This window comes from Pseudarthrobacter sp. KH_020_B (assembly GCF_057840185.1).
The window spans coordinates 1,607,087-1,628,574 of sequence record NZ_CM174506.1 but is presented as its reverse complement, the minus strand read 5'-3'; the positions used below and the strand labels follow the sequence as shown (position 1 = coordinate 1,628,574).

Genomic DNA, 21,488 nt, shown 5'->3' with positions numbered 1-21,488 from the left:
GGACACCGGCCGTGCCGGCTACTCGAAGATCAAGAACATGGGTTCAAGATTAGCAGAAGCGGTGGCCGCGGTTTCGCATTGTCCACCCCGGCCAACTAATCTGGCCAGTTATGGAGTCCGCACACTATTTCAGCGCATCGCCCGCCGGGCCGTTCACCCGCAAGCCGCTCACCGTGGAATTGGCTGGCGAGACACGTACGCTGCAGACGTCCGGCGGCATCTTCAGCCCCGATGGCATCGACAAGGGAACAGCGGTGCTCCTAGCTGAGGTTCCGGCCCCGGACCCCACAGGCAATCTCCTTGACATCGGCTGCGGCTGGGGACCGATTGCCCTGACCCTCGCATTGCGGGCGCCCCATGCCAAGGTGTACGCCGTGGATATCAATGAACGCTGCATCACGCTGACCAATGAGAATGCGGCCCTGCTGGGCCTGGGCAACGTGCTGGCCAGCACGCCGGACGCGGTGGACCCGGACCTGCGCTTTGACACGATCTGGTCCAATCCACCCATCAGGATCGGCAAGGATGAACTCCACAGCCTCCTGAAGCTGTGGCTGCCCCGGCTGGCGCCGGGCGGCTCCGCGTGGCTGGTGGTCCAGAAGAACCTGGGCTCGGATTCGCTTCAGCGCTGGCTGTCGACGGAGCTGGATGCATCGTTCGCCGTCAGCCGGGAGTCCACGTCCAAGTCCTTCCGGATCCTTCGGGTCAGGAAAGCGTCCCAGTAGCAACAATCTCGGCGGGCCCGCTGAGCTCGACGTGCTCGTGGCCACCTGCCCCGGCGAAGAACTTGACCGCGACGACGCCGCCCGGAACGTTGACAAGCCAGGAGTCCGGCGCTTCCGCCCCTGCCCAGTGCCGGATGGCCACGGCGGCGGCGCACGCGCCGGTTCCGCAGGACTGGGTTTCACCCACGCCCCGTTCATGGACGCGCATGGTGACGGTGCCGATCCCGTTGTGGACCAGCGGTTCGGAAGGCACGACGAATTCAACGTTGGTTCCATGGGCGGGCACCGGATCGACCTGCGGGGCGGTGTAGAGCCGGGTGGCTTGCAATTCGGACAGTTCCGCCAGTGCCACCACGGTGTGCGGGTTGCCCATGCTGACTGACAGGGCCGGGCGGGGCACTTCCAGGCCGTCCGCGGTTACCAGCGAATCCATGGCTTTGGCGGTCGCGTCGCCAGGGAAAATGAATGCCCACGGCCCCATGTCCACCGCGTAGCTGTCCCCTGTCCTGACCACAGTTTTGACGCCGCCGCGGGTCCCAATGGTGAGCGCGCCGCCGTCGGGCAGGTCTACCAGGCCCTCGGCACGCAGGAAGTGGATAAAAACACGGACCCCGTTGCCGCACATTTCCGACAGCGAACCGTCGCCGTTGCGGTAGTCCATGAACCATTCGGCCTCGGGGCTGTTCAACAGCAGCTCGCGGCCTTCGGGGAGGTACCGGGAGGGGACGGCCCGGATCAGACCGTCGCCGCCGATTCCGCGGTGACGGTCGCAGAGAGCGGCCACCTGGTCTGCGTCAATGGTGTGGACGCCGTCGGGATCAGCGATCAGCACAAAATCGTTGCCTGTGCCATGGCCCTTGGAGAAGCGGAGTCCGCCCAACGTGCGGAAGGCGGGCTCTGTGATCTCTGCGGGAGTTGCGTCCATAGTCCTAGATTACCGGCTGAGCGCCACGGCCTGGGCCGCAAGCGACGGCGCTTGCCAGTCCAGCCAGGAGATGCGGGGATCGGCACGGAACCACGTGAGCTGGCGCCTGGCGAACTGCCGGGTGGCCACAATGGTGTCCTCGGCTGCCTCGGCAACTGTGGAGCCGCCGTCGAGCACTTTCAGGAACTGGGCATAGCCCAGTGCCCGCGGCGCAGTCTTGCCGCGGCGGAGACCGGTCGCGTCCAGCCGCTGCACCTCCGCCTGCAGCCCCTGGTCCACCATGTTGTGGACGCGCAGTGCCAGCCGTTCACGGAGGACGTCTCGGTCCACGGCCAGGCCGATCTGGACGGCGGGCTGGAAATACTCACGCTGGGGCATAAAGGAGCTGAAGGGCCGGCCGGTGAGATCGTGGACTTCGAGCGCCCTGATGATCCGGCGCGCATCGGAGACACGGCCCGCGGACACCGGATCCACCTCCCGGAGCCGCGCCAGGAGGGCATCCCGGCCGGCTTCATCGAGCTCGGCCTCGAGCCGTTGCCGGAGGACTCGATCGGTGCCGGGAAATTCGAGGACGTCGAGGGCAGCCCGCACGTAGAGACCCGAACCGCCCGCCAGAATGGCACGCTTGCCGCGCGAGTGGATATCGTTGACGATACTCCGGGCCCGCTGCTGGAAATCTGAAACGCTGGCCTCCTCCGTGACGTCCAGGATGTCCAGAAGGTGGTGGGGAACGCCCTTGCGTTCTGCCGGCGTGATCTTGGCGGTGCCGATGTCCATTCCGCGATAGAACTGCATGGCATCGGCATTGATGACCTCGCCGTCCAGCTCCAGGGCAAGGTTCACGGCCAGATCGGATTTACCGGACCCCGTAGGCCCAACAACAGCAATAACCGACGGCGGGGCCACCGGTCAGCGGCTCCGGACCGGCAGCGTGGGCATACCCAGCGAGACCCCGGTCCGACCGGCGCCGCCTGCGGCAGCGGGCACGGGAGCGCCGCACGATTCGGCCTGGGACCTGTCCCAGGCGTCCCCCGCACGGGAGCGTCGCAGGCTGTAATCCTGCACCGATGGGTCCGCCACAAGGTGGAAGGCTGCGGCTTCGGTGATGGTCACGGTGACCAGGTCCCCCGGACGCGGCACTTCTGCCCCCTCGGGAACCGAGAAGTGCACGAGCCGCTGGTCCTGGGACCGGCCGGACAACCTGTGGGTTTCTTCGGACTTGCGCCCGGAATGGGCGGTGACCATCACCTCTACCCGGCGGCCAAGCTGGGTGGCGTTTTCCTCGGCGGCAATCCTGTCCTGCAGCGCGGTCAGGCGTTCAAACCGTTCCTGGACCACGGCCTTGGGAAGCTGGTCCGGCAGGTCCGCGGCCGGAGTGCCTGGACGCTTTGAGTACTGGAAGGTGAAAGCGGTGGCGAAGCGCGACTGCTCCACAACATCGAGGGTGGCCTGGAAATCTTCCTCGGTTTCGCCGGGGAAGCCGACAATGATGTCGGTGGAGATGGCGGCGTGCGGGATCTTCTCGCGGACCTTGTCCAGGATTCCCAGGAACTTGGTGGACCGATAGGACCGTTTCATGTCCTTCAGGACTTTGTCAGACCCGGACTGCAGCGGCATGTGCAGCTGCGGCATCACGTTGGGGGTCTCGGCCATGGCGTCGATGACGTCATCCGTGAAGGCGGCGGGGTGGGGGCTGGTGAAGCGGACCCGTTCCAGGCCCTCGATCTCCCCGCACGCGCGCAGGAGCTTGGAGAACGCCTGCCGGTCACCGAACTCCACGCCGTAGGAGTTCACGTTCTGGCCCAGCAGGGTGACTTCGATGGCGCCGTCATCCACCAGGGCCTGGATTTCGGCCAGGATGTCGCCCGGGCGGCGGTCCTTTTCCTTCCCGCGCAGGGCCGGGACGATGCAGAACGTGCAGGTGTTGTTGCAGCCGACCGAGATGGAGACCCAGCCCGAATAGACCGAGTCACGCTTGGTGGGCAGGGTGGAGGGGAAGACGTCCAGGGACTCGAGGATCTCCAGCTGGGCTTCGTTGTTGTGCCGGGCCCGGTCCAAAAGGGCCGGGAGCGCCCCGACGTTGTGGGTGCCGAAAACAGCGTCCACCCAGGGAGCCTTCTTGAGGATGGTCTCGCGGTCCTTCTGGGCCAGGCAGCCTCCCACGGCGATCTGCATCCCGGGGTTTGCCGCCTTGACGGGCGCCAGCATGCCCAGGTTGCCGTAGAGCTTGTTGTCAGCGTTTTCCCGGACCGCGCAGGTGTTGAACACCACGACGTCGGCCTGCTCACCGCTGGCCGGTACGTAACCCGCGTCCTCGAGCATGCCGGCCATCCGCTCCGAATCATGCACGTTCATCTGGCAGCCGAACGTGCGCACCTGATACGTACGGGGCTGCTGGAGGGCGGGGTCGGGTGACGGGGCGCTACCGGATGCTGGGGAAGGAATGGTCAAACTCACCTGTTAAGGGTACCGGGTCGCTACGGCTGCCGGGTTGGCGGAGACGCCCCTTGGCCTGGCCTATGGATCCAGCAGGCTGTCCGGTGGCTCTGCCTGGCCGGCCGCACGTGCGTCGAGCACCTCTCCGACGATCCGGAAGGCCTGCGACGGCTGATAGCCCTTGCGGGCCAGCATTGACGCCAGGCGCCGAGTGATCTTGTCCCGCTCAGCGCGGTCCGATAAATCCGTGCCTGCCCTGAGCTTGCGTTCCACCAGGAGCCGGGCAGACGCTTCCTCGTCCGCATCGGAAAGCTGTTCCAGCGCGGCGGCGGCTGTGTCCGCGTCAATCCCCTTGTCCGCCAGTTCCCGCCGGAGGGCCCCCTTGGCGAGCTTCCGAGATTGCGACCGGCTGCGCACCCAAATGTCGGCGAAGTCGGCGTCGTCAATGAGACGGACCTCCTCGAAGCGGTCCAGGACGGCTTCCGCCACATCCTCTGGAATGTTCCGCTCGGCCAGTTTCCGTGACAGTTGCAGCCTACTCTTGGCCGAACTGGTCAGCTGCCGGAGCACAATGGCCCGCGCCACGGACGCGGGATCCGGTTCGGCGTCTGCGGCGATGGCAGCAGCATCCGGATCGGGCCGGTCCGGCCCGAAGCCGGGGCGTCCGCCGCCCCGTCTCCGCTGCCGTCGCCCCGATCCGTCGTCCTGCCCGGCCGCACGCCATCCGGAGTTCTGCCCGGCCGTCAGGTCAGGGGCGTCACTAGAAGCCGTCAACAGCCTTCAGCTTCGGTGTGTCTTTGGCATCGGCTTCTGCGGGCTTGACTACGCCAACACCAAGCTTCTCCTTGATCAGGCGCTCCAGTTCCGTCGCCAGCTCGGGGTTGTCGCGCAGGAACCTGCGGGAGTTCTCCATGCCCTGGCCCAGCTGGTCGCCGTCGTACGTGAACCACGAACCCGACTTTTTGATGATGCCGTGCTCAACGCCCATGTCGATGATGCCGCCCTCGCGGGAGATGCCCTGGCCATAAATGATGTCGAATTCGGCGATCTTGAAGGGCGGGGCCATCTTGTTCTTGACGATCTTGGCCTTGGTGCGGTTACCGACGGAGTCGGCACCTTCCTTGAGGGTCTGGATCCGGCGGACATCGATGCGGATGGACGCGTAGAACTTCAAGGCCTTACCGCCGGTGGTGGTCTCCGGGGAGCCGAAGAACACGCCGATCTTTTCACGGAGCTGGTTGATGAAGATGGCGGTGGTTTTTGTCTGGCTCAGGCGGCCGGTGATCTTACGCAGCGCCTGGCTCATGAGGCGGGCCTGCAGACCAACGTGGCTATCACCCATGTCGCCTTCGATTTCCGCACGCGGCACCAGTGCGGCAACGGAGTCGATGACGATGACGTCCAGCGAACCGGAGCCGATCAGCATGTCCATGATTTCCAGGGCCTGCTCGCCTGTATCCGGCTGCGAGACCAGGAGGGCGTCCGTATCCACGCCCAGCTTGGCGGCGTATTCAGGGTCCAGGGCGTGCTCGGCATCGATGAAGGCGGCAATGCCGCCAAGGCGCTGCGCGTTGGCAACGGCGTGCAGGGCCACTGTGGTCTTACCCGAAGATTCCGGACCGTAGATCTCCACAACGCGGCCGCGGGGCAGGCCGCCAATTCCCAACGCAACATCCAATGCGATGGATCCGGTGGGGATGACCTCGATGGGGGCACGGACTTCATCGCCCAGCCGCATGACCGAGCCCTTGCCGAACTGCTTGTCAATCTGTGCCAGCGCTGCGTCGAGCGCCTTTTGACGATCCGGGGCTGCCGCCATGGTTCACACCTCTAATGCTTTCTCGCTTTGGAGTGGCCTCAGCGGCCATTTCTTGGTCATCTCTGACGCTAATGGCACCCGCTGACATTCTGGCCGGATGACATCGCCTATGTGGATAACCCACTACGAAGAGCATAGCTTTACCCGAACAGATATTCGAACAGATCCGGCGGCGTGTCAGCGCAGAAAGGGGCGCACATGAGCCTGGATAAAGCGGACGCTTTGGTGGCAGGCGTCAGTCGCGCAGGGGTTTGACGTCGCGGCCCAGGCGCCGCTCCGGCGGCACATCCTGGACGTCGCAGACGGCCAGCCACACCTGACGGGGGCTCAGTCCGGCCGCGAGGGCCTGGTCGGCGGTGCGCCCGCCGGCCCCGGCAAGGACCAGGGTGCTGCTCAAGACCCGGGAGTAGCCGGCCCCGAATTCGTCGTCCATAAGCCGCCAATAGTCACTGATCCGCACCAATAGAGTCTCTCACGGTCCCGGACCCTAGAATTGTTGCCATGAGCAACCCTGCCGACGGCCCTCCTGCGACAGGCCTTCCCGAGACCGGCCTTCCCGCGACGTCCCCTGCGGCGACAGGTACCGACAAGGAAACCGTCGATGAAGCCTTGAACACCGTGGAACACCAGATCAGTCTCTTCTGGCGGCGTGCCCGTTCGGTGTCCCATCAGCTCTCGCGGCAGGTGCACCCGGACATGGAACCGGCGGCCTACGGCTTGCTTGCGGTCATCCGGCGCGAAGGACCCATCCGGTTGACGGACCTCGCCCAGAACATCGGCGTGGGAAAGCCTTCCGTCAGCCGCCAGATCGCCTTCCTGGAAAGCATCGGGCTGGTGTTCAAGGAAGCTGATCCCCTGGACGGACGGGCACAGTCGATCCGCCTCACCGAAAAGGGCGAGGAAAGGATGCATCAGGTCCAGGATGCGCGCCGCCAGGATTTCCGTGAGCGCCTGGGTGAGTGGCCGGTCGGGGAACTTCAGACCCTCGCCGAATACATGGCCAAGCTCAACTCCGTCTTTGAACTCGACGGCTTCGCGAAGGACCCCTCCGCCGGCGACACTGCAAAATAGCCACCACAATCAACAAAGCCTCCGGCCCATGGCCGGAGGCTTTGTGGTACATCCTGTCTGGCTCTGCGGTCGGCTTACCTTGCGCCGGAAAGCAGGCCCTTGGAAAGTTCGTTGTTGAGTTCAGCGCTCAAATCGCGATCAAGGTCGCGGCCGTAGCGCTGTGAGAATTCCTGGGGAACGGTGTCTGGAACGGCAACGCCCTCGGCGACGGCGACACGGTCGCTGACTTCCCTGAGCATGCTGGACAGCGGCACGTCCAGGGCTGAGCAGATTGAGGAGAGGAGTTCTGATGAAGCTTCCTTCTGGCCGCGCTCTACTTCACTGAGGTAGCCCAAGGAAACACGGGCACTGTGCGAAACTTCGCGGAGCGTGCGTCCCTGGCGCTGGCGTACATCGCGCAGGACATCACCGATTTCGTGACGAAGTACAACCATCTTGCGCTCCTTCTGTTCGCTCTTGGCCTGATCGGCGAGGCCCACATCCTTCCAGCGGACAACGCCGTTTATGGATACGGGCTGCTTTACCATCTGTATCGCCTTGCTCCCTCATAAGTTCGGTCCGCCGTGGAGCGAACCGTGGTGGTTTATTCATCCTAGGCGCCTCCGCTCTCCGGAAGCGACACAATGTAATAACTAATGGACACCGGGATTTGTTCCCGGCAACTTTACGCCCGGTAGCCTCAGGAAGATAGGGCCGCGATCAGACTTTCCAGCGCAGCACCACAAGCCTGTCCGCGGATCTCTGCCCGGTTCCCGGTGAAGCTGTACTCGAGGTAGGACGCACCGGCCGCTGTGGCAACCCCGATGAACACCGTCCCCACCGCTTTGCCATCATGTTCCTCCGGGCCGGCCACCCCTGTGGTGGCAACGCCGACGTCAGCACGCAGCGCAGTCCTGGCCCCTGCCGCCATGGCCGCTGCGACGGCACCGTCAACGGATCCGGCCGCGGCCAGCAGCTCTGACGGAACGCCCAGGACGCCAACTTTGACGGAGTTCTGGTAGGCCACCACGCCGCCCTGGAGCATGCCTGAGGCTCCGGCTGTGTCGGCGAGAACGGCGCTGACCATTCCCGCGGTGAGCGACTCTGCGGTCGCGACCGTGCGGCCCGTTTCAACGGCCTTTTTGACTGTCTGTTCCGCCAGGTGGTGAAGGTTGGTCACGTCGGCTCCCTAGTTGCCAGCTGTAGTTTTTCCGGACTGCTTGCCCTGTGACCGGATTCGCAGGGCTTCAATGACGTATTCGACGCCGGTCCATACCGTGATCAGCACGGCCACCATCATGACGGCAAAAGCCACCCACACCACCCACGGTGCCAGTGCGCCGAGTGGCAGGAGGTACAGGAAGATCGCGGCTGTCTGAACGACGGTCTTGAGCTTGCCCCCGCGCGAGGCCGGGATGACACCGTAACGGATGACAAAGAAGCGAAGGGCGGTGATGCCCCATTCCCTGACGAGGATGACGATGGTGACCCACCATGGCAGCTCATTGAGGAGGGAGAGCATCACCAGTGCTGAGCCGATGAGGAGCTTGTCGGCGATGGGGTCCGCGATTTTGCCGAAATTGGTGACGAGGCCGCGGCTCCTGGCGATGTCGCCGTCGAGCTTGTCTGTGTAGATGGCGACGGCGAACGCCGCCACCGCGGCCCAGCGCCAGGGCCCTGACTCGCTGCTCAGCCCGGGGGCGTCGGCGAGGAGGAACCAGACGAAGAACGGCACCAGGGCGATCCGCAGCATGGTCAGGATGTTGGGAAGATTCCAGATTCCTGGGCTGCTGGAGCCGGCTGCGGATGCTTCGGGGCTAGTCACCCTCCTAGGCTACCGTCCGGTGAGTGACCATGCGTCTTCGGAACCGTCTTCGTCGTCGCCGGAGGTGCCGTCGGCGCCGTCGAAGTACTCGACGTTCTGGCTCCGCTGGTCCAGGTCCGCCTGCACGAGGTCCTCCGCGTAACCGCCCTGGGCGATGTTCGCGTTGGCGTTGTCGCTGAGCGCCGCCGTCTGCGAGTCAGCACTAGCCGGCGCGTCCTGGCCCTTCATGGCCGCAAGCACCGCAGCGAGGTCGTCCGGCTTGACCAGGACGTCGCGTGCCTTGGATCCTTCCGAGGGGCCAACCACTCCCCTGGATTCGAGCAGGTCCATGAGGCGTCCGGCCTTGGCGAAGCCCACGCGCAGCTTGCGCTGGAGCATCGACGTCGAACCGAACTGTGTGGTGACCACCAGTTCTGTGGCCTGCAGCAGCACTTCGAGGTCGTCCCCGATGTCGTCGTCGATCTGCTTTTTCTGCGCCTCGGGAGCGACGTCGTCGCGGTAGACGGCCTTCAGCTGGCCCTTGACGTGCTCGACGACCTTGTGGATCTCGGACTCGGTGACCCAGGCGCCCTGGACGCGCATGGCCTTCGAGGCCCCCATCGGCAGGAAGAGGGCGTCGCCCTGGCCGATGAGCTTCTCGGCGCCAGGCTGGTCCAGGACCACGCGGGAGTCCGTGACGGAGGATGTGGCGAAGGCCATGCGGGATGGCACGTTGGCCTTGATGAGGCCGGTGACGACGTCCACGGAGGGTCGCTGGGTGGCCAGGACCAGGTGGATGCCGGCGGCACGCGCCAGCTGGGTGATGCGGACGATGGAGTCTTCGACGTCGCGCGGGGCCACCATCATCAGGTCGGCGAGCTCGTCGACGATCACCAGCAGGTACGGGTAGGGCCGGATGACGCGCTTGGAGTCCACGGGCGGCTGGACCTTGCCGGCGCGGACTGCCTTGTTGAAGTCATCGATGTGCTTGAAGCCGTAGTTGGCGAGGTCATCGTACCGGGCGTCCATCTCGCGGACCACCCATTGCAGGGCCTCCGCAGCCTTCTTCGGGTTGGTGATGATGGGCGTGATGAGGTGTGGGACGCCTTCGTAGGCGGTCAGCTCCACACGTTTGGGGTCCACCATGACCATGCGGACCTCATCCGGGGTTGCCCGCATCAGGATCGAGGTGATCATGGAGTTCACAAACGAGGACTTGCCGGCGCCTGTAGCACCTGCGACGAGCAGGTGGGGCATTTTGGCGAGGTTCGCCACGACGTAGCCGCCTTCGACGTCCTTGCCGACGCCCATCACCATGGGATGGTCGGTCCGGCGCGCGTTCTGGCTGCGGAGGACGTCACCGAGGGAGACAGTCTCGCGGTCCGTATTGGGGATCTCGATACCGATGGCGGACTTGCCGGGGATGGGGCTGAGGATCCGGACGTCGCTGGAGGCCACGGCGTAGGAGATGTTCTTGGACAGGGCGGTGACGCGCTCCACCTTGGTTCCCGGCGACAGTTCGATCTCGTACCGCGTGACGGTGGGCCCGCGGCTGAAGCCGGTGACCTGCGCTTCCACGTTGAACTGGTTGAGGGTCTCGGTCAGGGACGCTACGATCGCGTCGTTGGCCTCGGTGCGCTCCTTGGGGATGGAACCCGGGGTCAAAACGTCCGACGGCGGCAGGGTGTAGGTGACGTCGCCCGCCAGCGAAAGTTGCTCGGTCCGCTGCGGAATAGGAGCCGGAAGAGGCATGGGCGTGACGGGCTTGGCCGGCACCTGCGCAGCGGCGGCGGGTGCAGCGTTGAGTGAGCCGGCGGCCACCATCCCGGGTGTGACCAGCGGGATGGCCTCGGTGGCGTTGTCCTCTGCCGCCCCCCTCCCTGCAGCGCCGAGGCCCTGGGCGGCTTTGATTTTCTCGACGGCGATTTCCGCCGGGGTGGGGCGGCGCACGCCGGGAGCCGGGCGCGGTCCGGGGCCCGATTTTGCGTCGGCCTCGTCGTCGTCGATGACGGCGTGCTCGAAGGCTTCGTCGCCCACGTAGCCTTCCAGCCCGGCGTCGGACTCGTCGTCCTTACCGAAGAAGCGCCGCTTCTTCTTCCGCGGCGCCTGGGTTGCCTTCGTTTCCTCGAGGTAGCTGCGGTCGTGGCTGTCCCCGGCGTCGCCGGGTTCCTGCAGGTCCAGGCCCATCAGGTGCTCATAGGCTGCCCGCAGCCGGCGCGGAATAGCTCCGAAAGGGGTTGCGGTAATGATGAGCAGTGAGATGAAGGCCAGCAGGCCGTAGACCACCACGGGCACCGCCGAGTGGATGGCCGCGAGGGGTGAAGCGGCCAGGAAGCCGAGCATCCCGCCTGCCTGGCGGAGGCCGTCGAAGCCTTCGGCAACGGTGGGCTGCCCGCCCACGATGTGGGCAAGGCCGCAGCCCGCAAAGGTCATAATGAGGAAACCGATGCCCACCCGGTTGTTTCCCCGGCCGTCGTCGGGCTGCCGGAAGAGCCGGAAGGCACACACAAAAAGCATCAGCGGCAACAGCAGTGATATCCAGCCGAAAGTGCCGTTGACCACGCTGTAGACGGCGTCGGGGAACCAGCCGGTCATCCCCCACCAGGAGAACGTGGCGATGAAGACGCCCAGGGCAAGGTTGAACAGGGCCTCGCCGTCGCGGCGTTCCTCGGCCGGCAGGTCGCTGACGTCGGAGCCGATCCTGCGGACTCCCCCGCCGACCAGATGTCCCACGGCCAGCCAGGCGCCGCCCACAACGCGCAGGAGCCACGGCTGCCGCTGTTCGACGGCGGGAAGCTGGCGAGTGCGGGCCGTGCTGGAGCGTCCGGGGGTACGGCCGGTCTTTGGCGCCGTGGACCCGGCGCCGCGGCCCGTGGTGCTGCCGGGTTTGCCGGCGGAATTGCCCCGGGGCGCGGGAGTAGTACGAGTGGCCATACATGCCACGCTACCGGAACGGGGCCGGTTTTCCGCGGATTTCCGGCTGCTCCGGGCCCCATGTTGCCCAATCGAGTAGGTGGGACGGGTTTCCCGTCCCACCTCTCACACCACCGTACGTGCGGGCCTCGCATACGGCGGTTCGCTAGGTCGTTGAAAACGATCCCATGCATGGCGAAAGAGAATGAGGCCTTGATCTTCCCAGTATTGATTGGGCAGCGCCCGTTGGAGGATGGGAGATCCCGCGGTTCGCCAGTAAGCGCGACTGCTGTTGCCCCACTGGTAGGCCAGATCCGGCCTGATCCCGAGCTTACGCAGCTTTACCACCCGGGTTCGCGGGAGTTTCCATTCCTTCCACCGGATTTGGCGCATCCTTCGCCTGAACCATTCATCAAGGGCGGCGAACTTCCTCGGTGTCTGTGACAGCCGGAAGTAGCCCATCCACCCCCGGATGTAGCGGTTCAGTTGTTGGATGCGGTCGACCATGGAGATACTCCATTTACGCGAGGTCAGTTCCCTGATGCGGTCCTTCATGCGCTTGAACGCCTTCGGAGCGATCCTGATCCTGACTCCGGTTTTGGTGAAGTAGAACCCGAAACCCAGCAACGTTGCAATACCCGCTGGATTGATCGTGGACTTCTGCCGGTTGACCCTCAACTTCAGGCCCGTCTCAAGGACTTTCGTCGCCTGTTCCAGCACCCGTTCCGCGGCTCTCTTGGACTTCACAAAGACCCTGATGTCATCGGCATACCGCACGAAGCGGTGCCCCCGAGCCCAGAATTCCTGATCAAAATCGTCCAGCATGATGTTCGACAGCAACGGCGATAAAGGCGACCCCTGCGGGGTTCCCTCCTCCGTCGGCTGCCGCACCCCATCAGCCATGATTCCCGCTTCAAGATAGCGTCGAATCAGCTTCAAGAGCCGCTTGTCTTTCACTTTCCGCGCAACCCTGGCCATCAGCACGTCGTGGTTCACCCGGTCAAAGAACGCATCCAGGTCAACCTCGACCACCCACCGATACCCTTGACCGATCACCGTTCGGGCGACCTTCACCGCATCGTGGGCGCTTCTGCCCGGCCGGAACCCATACGAGATCGGCACGAACCCCGGATCAAAGACCGGGGAAAGGACTTGCGCGACTGCCTGCTGAATCAACCGATCCAGCACGGACGGTACTCCCAGCATCCGTTCCCCGCCATCAGGTTTGGGAATCATCACCTGACGAACCGGGCCCGGAGCATACGTACCCGCGTCCAACGCTTCCCGGGTTTCTGTCCAATGTCCTAAGCACCACGAACGGAGTTCCTCCGTGCGCAGCCCGTCAGCACCGGCAGCACCCCGGTTACGCTCAACACGTTTCAACGCGATCATCAGATTCTGCCGGGAGAAAACTTCCTCCCACAGATCCGATGTATCCCTGATGTTCTCCCCGATACCCGCCGGGTCCTCACTACGCACAGAAAGGGGCCATCCCGGATTCACCGTTCGCTCCTTCACTCTCTGTCCCACCACTCCCGTGGGTTGGCTGCGATTCTTGTGGAACACACGAGAAGCACCGCTTCAAATCATCAATTCCCAGCGTTCAGCCCTTCCCGGCAAATCATGCATGATTCCCGCCGGTACTATGGCCTCGGCTGACTTCTGCCCCATCAGCGCGACCCTTAGAGCCGCACCGCTCCACCCAACAAGCAGGTGACGCACTGGGACAGATCTCCCCAGATAAGAACATTTGCTTTCCCCCTGCCGCCGCCGCATTTACACACTGGCCGTTTCGGTGGAACGGGCTTCACCATCGCGTGCCGGCTTACCCCAACCAGCATGCCTTCTATGCAGTTCGTGTCCCTCGGTGCAGGGATTTGCCTCCGGCTTCCTTCCCACCCCACCTCACGATGACGCAGTTGCCATTGGCTAGAAGTTAAACCACCTTCTCCTTCAGAGGACTCACACCTCCAAGCAAATGCCCATGCTGGGCGTACACGCGAAAGGCCCGGTTCCGAAGAACCGGGCCTTTAGGACTCCCTTGGAGGCGGGGTCTCATCGATTGCTCCGTAGAGGCCCTTTTACGACGCCAAAACGGCCTCTACGGAGCAATCGATGATGAGGCTGGTTACGCCTCGAGGACCACCGGGATGATCATGGGCTTGCGGCGCAGCTTGCGGTTGACCCAGGTGCCGACGACGCGGCGGACGACCTGCTGGAGCTGGTGGGTGGTGTGGTCCGTGCGGTTGAGCACGGCTTCTTCCAGGGCGGCGTTGATCTTCGGGATGATCTCGTCGAAGACCGAATCGTCCTCGGCCACGCCGCGGGCGTGGATCTCGGGTCCGGAGACCACCTTGCCGGTGGTGCGGTTGATGACGGTGATGATGGAGATGAAGCCTTCATCGCCGAGCGTCTGGCGGTCCTTGAGGTCCGCTTCGGTGACTTCGCCGACGCTGGAGCCGTCCACGTAGACGAAGCCCACTTCAACCTGGCCCACCACGTCTGCGCGGTGGTCCTTAAGGTCGATGACGGTGCCGTTGTCGGCAAGGATGACGCTTGCGGTGGGGACGCCGGACTCGATGGCGATCTTGCCGTTGGCGATCAGGTGGCGGGTCTCGCCGTGCACGGGCATGGCGTTGAGCGGCTCAAGGATGTTGTAGCAGTAGAGCAGCTCGCCGGCGGCCGCGTGTCCGGAGACGTGCACCTTGGCGTTGCCCTTGTGGATGACGTCCGCGCCGAGCTTGAGCAGGCCGTTGATGATGCGGAAGACGGCGTTTTCGTTGCCCGGGATGAGGCTGGAGGCCAGGATCACGGTGTCACCGTCGCCCACCACGACGCGGTGGTCGCCGTTGGCCATGCGGGACAGCGCGGCCATCGGTTCGCCCTGGGACCCTGTGGACATCAGGACCACGCGGTTGTCCGGCAGGTTGTCGATGTTCTTGATGTCCACGAGGAGGCCGTCGGGAACGTCGAGGTAGCCGAGCTTGGCGGCGATGGCCATGTTGCGGACCATGGAGCGGCCCACAAAAGCCACCTTGCGGTTGTGCTTGGCGGCGGCGTCCAGCACCTGCTGGACGCGGTGGACGTGTGAGGAGAAGGACGCCACGATGATGCGCTTGGTGGCCTGGCCGAAGAGCCGTTCCAGCGTGGGGCCGATTTCCTTCTCGGCGGTGGTGAAGCCCGGCACGTCGGCGTTGGTGGAGTCGGACATAAAGAGGTCAACGCCCTCTTCACCCAGTTTGGCGAAGTGCCGGAGGTCGGTGATCCGGCCGTCCAGGGGCAGCTGGTCCATCTTGAAGTCGCCCGTGTGCAGGACGGTGCCGCCGGCCGTGCGGATGAACACTGCCAAAGCGTCGGGGATGGAGTGGTTGACCGCGACGAACTCGCATTCGAAGGGGCCAAACTTTTCGACCTGGCCCTCTTCGACGGTCATCGTGTACGGACGGATCCGGTGTTCCTGCAGCTTGGCCTCGATGAGGGCCAGCGTCAGCTGTGAGCCCACCAGGGGGATGTCGGCGCGCAGCCGCAGGAGGTAGGGAACGGCGCCGATGTGGTCCTCGTGGCCGTGGGTCAGGACAACGGCCACGATGTCGTCGAGACGGTTCTCGATGTAGGAGAAATCGGGCAGGATCAGGTCAACGCCGGGCTGGGTTTCCTCGGGGAAGAGGACACCACAGTCCACGATGAGCAGTTTGCCGTCGATTTCGAACACGGCCATGTTCCGGCCGATCTCCCCCAGGCCGCCCAGCGGAACGATCCGAAGGGTGCCTTGCGGCAGGCGGGGAGGCGTGACAAGGCCGGGAAGGGCGGTTTGGGTCATAGTGCACTACTTTCCAGGCGGAAGGGTGCTGGTCTTGCCTTCAGGAAAAGACCAGCCCCGCTTCCGCCAAATCCTCGCGGATGGTTTCGATCTCGGCTTCGTCCGGCTCCACGAGGGGCAAACGGACAATCGAGTTGGGCAGGACTCCCTGCCATTTAAGAATTTGTTTGGCTGCAACGGCTCCCTGGACGCGGGTCATCGTTGCCCTCACGACGGGCAGCAGCTCGAAGTTGATCTTACGCGCAGTTTCGAGGTCGTTCGCGTTGATGGCGTCGATCAGTTCGCGGAAGCGGCGCGTTGCGACGTGGGTTGTGACGCCCACGAGTCCGACGGCGCCCAGCGACATCCAGGGGAGGATCAGCCCGTCGTCGCCGGAGTAGAAGTGCAGGTCCGTCTCTGCCATCACCCGGCTGGCCGCCATGAAATCGGCCTTGGCATCCTTGACGGCGACGATGTTCGAGTGCTGCGCCAGGCGGATCATGGTTTCGGGTTCGATCGCGATGGAGGAGCGGCCCGGAATGTCATAGAGCATAACGGGCACATCGGTTGCGGACGCGACGGTCTCGAAGTGTGCGCGGACGCCTGCCTGGCTGGGCTTGTTGTAGTACGGCGTGACGAGCAGCAGGCCGTCTACGCCGAGCGCTGCCGCCTGCTGGGACAGGTGCACCGAGTGTGCGGTGTCGTTCGTCCCGGTGCCGGCGATGATGGCGGCGCGGTCTCCCACGGCCTCCTTGACAGCGCGGAACATGCCAAGGTTTTCTTCATCCGAGAGGGTGGACGTTTCGCCGGTGGTCCCCGTGACGACCAGGCCGTCGCAGCCATCGTCCACAAGCTTGATGGCCAGTTCGGCTGCCTGCCTGTAGTCCACGGCGCCATCCTTGGTGAAGGGCGTGACCATGGCGGTCAGGAGCGTACCAAGGGCAGGAGCGGTGGCGGATTTGTGAGGCATGGAAAAAACGTTACCCTGTCGGCGGCTGGTTAGGACAATGGGGGCAGCGTGATCCGTGTCAACTAGCGGGCTGCCATGCCCCACGAACTACGGTCAGCACGCACTGAAGATCGGCTCCCGCGGGGTCAGCGGAATTTCCGCAACGTACTCCTCTGCAGGATGGCGGTGATTACTTCAGTGCCGGTTCCGGCCGCTTTTTTCAGCTCGAAGCCGTCCGGTCCCCAGAACCCGCTCAGGCCGCAGGAGGGACCCAGCGAGGTGGATCCGCCAAGGTTTGCCAGGATGGCGAACATCCGGTTGTCCATAGCCCTGGCTCCGAGATGTAAGCCAAGCCGCCGCTCTTCCGCCTGCGTGTACAGGGCCGAAACGGCGTAGATATCCGCGCCGGCCTGGGCTGCCCCGGTGGAGTGGGCCGGAACCGCTGCGTCAAAGCAGATGGCCAGCGCTATGCTCCAGCCATCCAACGCGATCATGAGTGCACCGTCCCCCGCGGCGAAGACCTCCCGTTCCTGGCCGTGGAGGTGGGTCTTGAAGCCGATTTCGGTGGTGCCGTCGGGGTGGATCACGAGGCTGGCGAGCCGCGGCGTGCCATCAGGTTCCCGGTAGGGAGCCCCTGCCACGGCAGTGATCCCGGTCCGGCGGCAGATTTCGTGGAGATCGCCCAGGCGTGGGTCATGATGCTGAAGCCACGAGTCGTCAGCGGCCAGTAGCGCCAGGTTGTACCCCGTCAGCGACAGCTCAGGGAACACCACCAGCCGGGCACCGTGGGATTCGGCATCCTCGATCAGCCGGACGTGTTCTTGCACATTCGGGACAATCCCGCCTGCCAGCGCCTGGTACTGCACGGCAGAGACGGTCAGGGCATCAGTCACGTACTTATCCTAGGAGTGCGCTGAACAAGGGGCAATCCAGAGATGGGATTCGGCTTGGGGGCCGTTCTTCGGAGCCTTGGGCGGCCCGCTGACGGCCTGGGAATGTTGGGGCCGGGCCCGGGGATAAGAATTTTTTGGTGGCGTGGTAGCCCGTCCATGGTGTCCCGGGGCGCGTTGACGGCCCGGGACAGGGGACGTGCCCTTATCCCAGGGCCCAGGCCCCGTTGTGGCCGGTGAGGCCCAGGTTCAGGAGTCGCCGGAGGTTCAGTGCGGCGGTGCGGACCTGCAGCCAGGCGTTGTTCTTCTCCACGCCCCGGTATCTCAGGCGCCGGTTGCCTCCGGCGACCAGCCAGCCGATGGATCTTTCCACCAGGGGCCGGTAGGCCCGGTAGTCATGCCGGAACCCCGGCTCGCGGGCTGCGGCCCGGTGCGCGCGCTGGCGGGCATGGTGGACGGTGATGACGACCTTGCGACCGCCCTTGGCCGTGGTGCATTTCTCCCGCAGCGGGCATGCCTTGCAGGCGGTGCCGAAGTTCACGTTGCCCTTTTCACTGATCTTGCGGACCTCCCCGGCCGGGCAGGTGAGCGTGTTCTTGGACCCGTCGTGGGCGAAGTCGTCCAGGTCGTAGCCGCCGGGCACGGCCGGGCGCAGCGGCTTGGGCTTGACCAGCCCCTCGTGCCCGGCCCCATCGAGGTGTTCGAGCATGGACCCGGAACCGTAGGCCGAGTCCCCAAGCACCTGGTACCGGGTGTCCTCGTCTTTCATGGTCGGATCGGTGCCCAGCAGCCCGATCCCGGCTTCCGCGTCGCTGGAGCCGGGGCCGGCGGCCCGGGTCATCACCGCGTTGGTGTAGAGCCCGGTCTCCGGTTCGGCGATGATGTGTCCCTTGAACCCGTCGATCATCACCGACCGGGACTTGTGCGCGTGCCTGGCCTCCGTGTCCACGGTGGAGACCAACCGGTCAGGGGCGACCTTCCGCGCGATCCGCCACCGCCCGTCCGTGCCATCGGAGCCCTCGGCCGGCTCCACGTCCTGGCCCGAAACCAACGCCAGCAGCACGTACGCCTGGTACTGCGGGGAGTCCTCCTCCAAGGTGTCGGGATCCACCGCGCCGAGCAGCGCCAGGGCGTCAGTGACCAGCCCGGAAATCAGGGCTTCCTTTGCTTCCCTGTCGTCCCAGGAAATGTCCGGCTTGCCCGTGCGCGTGTAGTCATAGGAGGTCGCGTGGATCGCCATCAGCGTGGCGCCGCGCTCCATGGCCTTGCCAAAGCGGCGGATCACGGCAATGAGCTGGGTGATGGTGTCCTGCCTCGCCACCGCGTCCTGAAACACGGTCGAATCCACCGCCCGGCGGTGCCGGCCGGTCAGGACCCCGGTCGCGGTGATGACCCGGGCCACGGCCTCGGTGATACGGTGCGGATTGTCACTGGCCCGCAGGCGGTTGCGCCAATGCACCAGCGCCGTAGGATGGAACGCCGCCTCGGTCAACCCATACCCGCAGGCCGCCTTCCACCGCAGATCAAAGGTCAACGCTTCGGCGGTGGCCCGGTCCGACAAACCCTCCAACGCCTGCAACACCAGGACGGTGCCGATCACCGACGCCGGGATCGAGGGCCGGCCCCGCTTGGAAGGAAACAAATCCTCCATCATCGAATCCGGGAAAAGCTCCGAGCGGTGCCCGGCCAAAAACGCGTAGGCACTGCCCGGGGCCAACAACTCCCCGGCCAGTGCCTCCACATCCAAATACCCCCGCTGGGGCGCCTCAATTCCTTGCATGCATCCAGTCTTAACGACCCCGGCACGAAGTCCAGCAGGCGCGCCTTAAACCACCCAAATTGTTCAGCGCACTCCCAGTGAGGCTACGCCTCTGACCGCCGAGGTGGGTGGCTGGCTGTCGCTGATGACGCCCGGTCTGCTGCGGTGCATTCTGGTGGTATCGGAGGCGCGCTTAGGGGATGCGGTGATTGTGGTGGTTGGTGTCAATGAGGTCCTCGAGGGCCACGTGGCCCTGGACGTCCAGTGCTTGGACCGGATCTATCTCAACGGCTACGTCCCGACCCTGCAGGTCGGTGGCCAGGTCGTTTCGTTCATGACCAGGCATCTGGGCTATCGGATCCCTTCCCCGGCGATCCTGGAAAAGATCGGCACCAACTTCCGCCGCTCAGTGAATTCCTTCGCCGAGGACAACCACATCCCGCTGATCCGCTTCGCCAAGGAAGACCGGAAGATAGACGTGATGCGCCGGCACCTGACCGCCCAGGAGAGGACCGGCCGGTCCGGGGTCGCCGCGATCGGCGTGGCCCAGGAATACCAGAACGTCTTCGCCTCGACCCAACGCCAGGGCACCAACGGAATCCCGTGCTTCGGCTTCCACAAGGCAGACCGGCGGGTCACGTGCTTCTACTTCTATCTCTGGGACACCGACTTCGGTCCGGCATTCATCAAGGTGTCCGCCTACTTCCCGTATCCGATCAAGGTCTGGGTCAACGGCCACGAGTGGGCCAAACGCCAAGCCGTGAAGGCCGGGATCGCCTTCACCGCCCTGTCCAACGGGTTCGCAACCTGCGAGGATCCGCAGGCGCTGCAGGAGATCTGTGACCGGCTCGGCCCGGGCACCATCGAGGTCTTCTTCCAGCGCTGGCTCGCCGTGCTGCCGCTGCCGCTGACCGATCACGACGCGGACGCCGGGTACTGGTGGGAACTGTCCATGCGCCAGATCGAGATCTCCAGGACCCTGGTCTTTGACGCGCCCCGCCGAGCCCGCGCTTTCTTCGAGGCACTCGTCGCGGACAACCTCGATATCGGCCGACCCGACAGCGTCGAGCTGATCTTCACCGGGCATGCGCCCCACAGCCGCCCCGGACGCCCGCCCGACCCCGGACTCTGCAAGACAAAAATTGTCACCCGGGATACCGACGTCACCGTCAACGCGTTCTACAAACACTCCCGCGTCAAGCAATACCTCAAAGACGGCCGCGCACTGCGTATCGAAACCGTCGTGAACTCGCCCGATGACCTACGCTGCCACCGCCGCCTGGAACATCTGGACGAGCTGCAGACAAAAGCCCGTGACATCAACGCCCGCCTGCTCGATACTGAACGTGTCGGGCAGGGCTGTGTCCTTGCGAGCCCAGCCTTTGAGCGGGTCGCACAGTCCACCCTCACCGAGGATGGCAGGAGGGCCGCGGCCTTGCGGTTCGGCGATCCACGGGTCATGGCCCTGCTCGGCGCCTTATGTATCAGCCTCACCGCCCTCGGATTCACCCATCGGAGCCTGCGTGCCCGGGTGAACCATCTGCTGGACAGCGGCTACAGTGCCAACCAAATGAGCTACGACCTCGCACGCCTGCGCCGCAACGGACTCATCGAACGCCGGCCACACAGCAACACCTACATTCTCACGGCCGAGGGCCAACGCGTTGCCCTGTTCTACACCAAGGTCCACAACCGGCTCCTGCGACCACTGCTGGCCGCCGACAAACCGCCGGCACCGGCACCACTACGTCAGGCCCTGGCCACCATCGACCGCCACATCAACGGCTACATCGACGACGCCCGGATGAAAAACGCTGCCTAAAACTCAAGACAAACATCAAAGTTCTGACCCCCAAGGAACGCTAGGGATGCGCGCCTGACCGAGGGAACCATACCATCGTGCGGCTTCCCTGGCTGGCAGTATCGGTCCACCGCGGCCTCCCGCAGCCCCTCAGCCCAGGCCGCGAGCCGCTGGGCCGCCCGGACGTAGTGGAACAGTTCCGTGGGCGTCAGGGCATCGAGGTCGGTTTCGTCCAACCTGCGGGCCAGCTCTGCCCCCGCCGGCTGGGCGGTCAGTGTGACTCCTTCGTCCTGCCACTGGCTGTCCACAGGGGGCCGGCCTGCCACGAGCTGGCGAAAGAGGAAGTCCACCACTCCCGGGCTCATCGCTTTCATCAGACCTGCAGGCTCTGCCGAGACGGCGTCCTGGGCGGGGCGCACCGATCCGCCGGCGGGTGGGGATTCCGGAAACGGTCGCGACTGGGATGGGGTTTGCATGGTGTCCATATTATTCGAACATATATTCCCATTAGCTCTTGGGGTGTCTTCCCGCTTGGAGCATGGGTTTTACGTCTAGGACACCCGTCTCCTATTGACTCGACAAACGTGTGCGCGAGGCACTAAACCTTGGATGAGCGAA

The 21,488-nt window shown here is 64.7% G+C and carries 19 protein-coding genes; 3 read left to right on the top strand and 16 right to left on the bottom strand.

Features of this window, described 5'->3' with window-relative positions:
* The first annotated feature begins 110 nt into the window (after window positions 1–110).
* Window positions 111–725, top strand: coding sequence for a class I SAM-dependent methyltransferase (locus AC3IT0_RS07660; protein WP_489323136.1), 615 nt, complete (start codon window positions 111–113; stop codon window positions 723–725).
* On the opposite strand, the gene dapF is transcribed toward AC3IT0_RS07660, so the two are convergent.
* The 6 genes from dapF to AC3IT0_RS07630 all read right to left on the bottom strand — a co-directional run bounded on the left by dapF (window position 706) and on the right by AC3IT0_RS07630 (window position 6,365).
* Window positions 706–1,650 (bottom strand): diaminopimelate epimerase, encoded by a 945-nt coding sequence (gene dapF / locus AC3IT0_RS07655; protein WP_489323135.1) that lies wholly within the window; start codon window positions 1,648–1,650, stop codon window positions 706–708. The two genes, AC3IT0_RS07660 and dapF, sit on opposite strands and share 20 nt — an antisense overlap.
* A 9-nt stretch (window positions 1,651–1,659) precedes the next feature.
* Window positions 1,660–2,556 carry a tRNA (adenosine(37)-N6)-dimethylallyltransferase MiaA gene (gene miaA / locus AC3IT0_RS07650; RefSeq protein ID WP_489323134.1) on the bottom strand — a complete coding sequence of 299 codons (897 nt, stop codon included), beginning with the start codon at window positions 2,554–2,556 and terminating at the stop codon, window positions 1,660–1,662.
* 3 nt (window positions 2,557–2,559) lie between these two features.
* Entirely contained in the window at window positions 2,560–4,107 is a 1,548-nt protein-coding gene (gene miaB, locus AC3IT0_RS07645; protein WP_489323133.1) for a tRNA (N6-isopentenyl adenosine(37)-C2)-methylthiotransferase MiaB, read from the bottom strand.
* 60 nt (window positions 4,108–4,167) lie between these two features.
* Entirely contained in the window at window positions 4,168–4,671 is a 504-nt protein-coding gene (locus AC3IT0_RS07640) for a regulatory protein RecX (RefSeq protein ID WP_489323747.1), read from the bottom strand.
* Between the two features lie 175 nt (window positions 4,672–4,846).
* Complete coding sequence (recA, locus tag AC3IT0_RS07635) at window positions 4,847–5,905, bottom strand: recombinase RecA (RefSeq protein WP_489323132.1); 1,059 nt, start codon at window positions 5,903–5,905, stop codon at window positions 4,847–4,849.
* 235 nt (window positions 5,906–6,140) lie between these two features.
* The gene (locus AC3IT0_RS07630) at window positions 6,141–6,365 is read right to left on the bottom strand and encodes a DUF3046 domain-containing protein (RefSeq protein ID WP_463917474.1); all 225 of its coding nucleotides are present in this window, start codon (window positions 6,363–6,365) and stop codon (window positions 6,141–6,143) included.
* A gap of 41 nt (window positions 6,366–6,406) precedes the next feature.
* On the opposite strand from AC3IT0_RS07630, the gene AC3IT0_RS07625 reads away from it, so the two are divergent.
* Entirely contained in the window at window positions 6,407–6,976 is a 570-nt protein-coding gene (locus AC3IT0_RS07625; RefSeq protein ID WP_489323131.1) for a MarR family winged helix-turn-helix transcriptional regulator, read from the top strand.
* Between the two features lie 74 nt (window positions 6,977–7,050).
* On the opposite strand, the gene AC3IT0_RS07620 is transcribed toward AC3IT0_RS07625, so the two are convergent.
* From AC3IT0_RS07620 to AC3IT0_RS07580, 9 genes are all read right to left on the bottom strand, one after another.
* Window positions 7,051–7,503: a helix-turn-helix domain-containing protein gene (locus tag AC3IT0_RS07620; protein ID WP_111906474.1), complete on the bottom strand. Its 453-nt coding sequence runs from the start codon at window positions 7,501–7,503 to the stop codon at window positions 7,051–7,053.
* A gap of 152 nt (window positions 7,504–7,655) precedes the next feature.
* A complete protein-coding gene (locus AC3IT0_RS07615; protein WP_489323130.1) occupies window positions 7,656–8,135 on the bottom strand; it encodes a CinA family protein in 480 nt (159 codons plus the stop codon).
* Between the two features lie 9 nt (window positions 8,136–8,144).
* On the bottom strand, window positions 8,145–8,780 hold the full coding sequence (gene pgsA, locus AC3IT0_RS07610; protein WP_489323129.1) for a CDP-diacylglycerol--glycerol-3-phosphate 3-phosphatidyltransferase: 636 nt from the start codon (window positions 8,778–8,780) through the stop codon (window positions 8,145–8,147).
* A 9-nt stretch (window positions 8,781–8,789) separates the two neighbouring features.
* Entirely contained in the window at window positions 8,790–11,693 is a 2,904-nt protein-coding gene (locus AC3IT0_RS07605; RefSeq protein WP_489323128.1) for an FtsK/SpoIIIE family DNA translocase, read from the bottom strand.
* 105 nt (window positions 11,694–11,798) lie between these two features.
* Window positions 11,799–13,175, bottom strand: coding sequence for a group II intron reverse transcriptase/maturase (ltrA, locus tag AC3IT0_RS07600; RefSeq protein ID WP_489323127.1), 1,377 nt, complete (start codon window positions 13,173–13,175; stop codon window positions 11,799–11,801).
* 625 nt (window positions 13,176–13,800) lie between these two features.
* A complete protein-coding gene (locus AC3IT0_RS07595; RefSeq protein ID WP_489323126.1) occupies window positions 13,801–15,492 on the bottom strand; it encodes a ribonuclease J in 1,692 nt (563 codons plus the stop codon).
* A gap of 40 nt (window positions 15,493–15,532) precedes the next feature.
* The gene (dapA, locus tag AC3IT0_RS07590) at window positions 15,533–16,441 is read right to left on the bottom strand and encodes a 4-hydroxy-tetrahydrodipicolinate synthase (RefSeq protein ID WP_489323125.1); all 909 of its coding nucleotides are present in this window, start codon (window positions 16,439–16,441) and stop codon (window positions 15,533–15,535) included.
* 125 nt (window positions 16,442–16,566) lie between these two features.
* Window positions 16,567–17,313: a carbon-nitrogen hydrolase family protein gene (locus tag AC3IT0_RS07585; RefSeq protein ID WP_489323124.1), complete on the bottom strand. Its 747-nt coding sequence runs from the start codon at window positions 17,311–17,313 to the stop codon at window positions 16,567–16,569.
* A gap of 202 nt (window positions 17,314–17,515) precedes the next feature.
* The gene (locus AC3IT0_RS07580) at window positions 17,516–19,090 is read right to left on the bottom strand and encodes an IS1182 family transposase (RefSeq protein WP_489323123.1); all 1,575 of its coding nucleotides are present in this window, start codon (window positions 19,088–19,090) and stop codon (window positions 17,516–17,518) included.
* 124 nt (window positions 19,091–19,214) lie between these two features.
* Here AC3IT0_RS07580 and AC3IT0_RS07575 point away from each other — a divergent pair, with 124 nt between their 5' ends.
* Window positions 19,215–20,891, top strand: a complete 1,677-nt coding sequence (locus tag AC3IT0_RS07575; protein ID WP_489323122.1) for a hypothetical protein — start codon at window positions 19,215–19,217, stop codon at window positions 20,889–20,891.
* On the opposite strand, the gene AC3IT0_RS07570 is transcribed toward AC3IT0_RS07575, so the two are convergent.
* Window positions 20,888–21,235 carry a hypothetical protein gene (locus AC3IT0_RS07570; RefSeq protein ID WP_489323746.1) on the bottom strand — a complete coding sequence of 116 codons (348 nt, stop codon included), beginning with the start codon at window positions 21,233–21,235 and terminating at the stop codon, window positions 20,888–20,890. The genes AC3IT0_RS07575 and AC3IT0_RS07570 overlap by 4 nt on opposite strands.
* Window positions 21,236–21,488: the final 253 nt, after the last annotated feature.

Coding starts and splice junctions, on each gene's coding strand:
- AC3IT0_RS07660 (WP_489323136.1), top strand. CDS start 111: ATGGAGTCCGCACACTATTTCAGCGCATCGCCCGCCGGGCCGTTCACC.
- dapF (WP_489323135.1), bottom strand. CDS start 1,650: ATGGACGCAACTCCCGCAGAGATCACAGAGCCCGCCTTCCGCACGTTG.
- recA (WP_489323132.1), bottom strand. CDS start 5,905: ATGGCGGCAGCCCCGGATCGTCAAAAGGCGCTCGACGCAGCGCTGGCA.
- AC3IT0_RS07625 (WP_489323131.1), top strand. CDS start 6,407: ATGAGCAACCCTGCCGACGGCCCTCCTGCGACAGGCCTTCCCGAGACC.
- AC3IT0_RS07620 (WP_111906474.1), bottom strand. CDS start 7,503: ATGGTAAAGCAGCCCGTATCCATAAACGGCGTTGTCCGCTGGAAGGAT.
- AC3IT0_RS07605 (WP_489323128.1), bottom strand. CDS start 11,693: ATGGCCACTCGTACTACTCCCGCGCCCCGGGGCAATTCCGCCGGCAAA.
- AC3IT0_RS07595 (WP_489323126.1), bottom strand. CDS start 15,492: ATGACCCAAACCGCCCTTCCCGGCCTTGTCACGCCTCCCCGCCTGCCG.
- dapA (WP_489323125.1), bottom strand. CDS start 16,441: ATGCCTCACAAATCCGCCACCGCTCCTGCCCTTGGTACGCTCCTGACC.
- AC3IT0_RS07580 (WP_489323123.1), bottom strand. CDS start 19,090: ATGCAAGGAATTGAGGCGCCCCAGCGGGGGTATTTGGATGTGGAGGCA.
- AC3IT0_RS07575 (WP_489323122.1), top strand. CDS start 19,215: ATGACGCCCGGTCTGCTGCGGTGCATTCTGGTGGTATCGGAGGCGCGC.
- AC3IT0_RS07570 (WP_489323746.1), bottom strand. CDS start 21,235: ATGAGCCCGGGAGTGGTGGACTTCCTCTTTCGCCAGCTCGTGGCAGGC.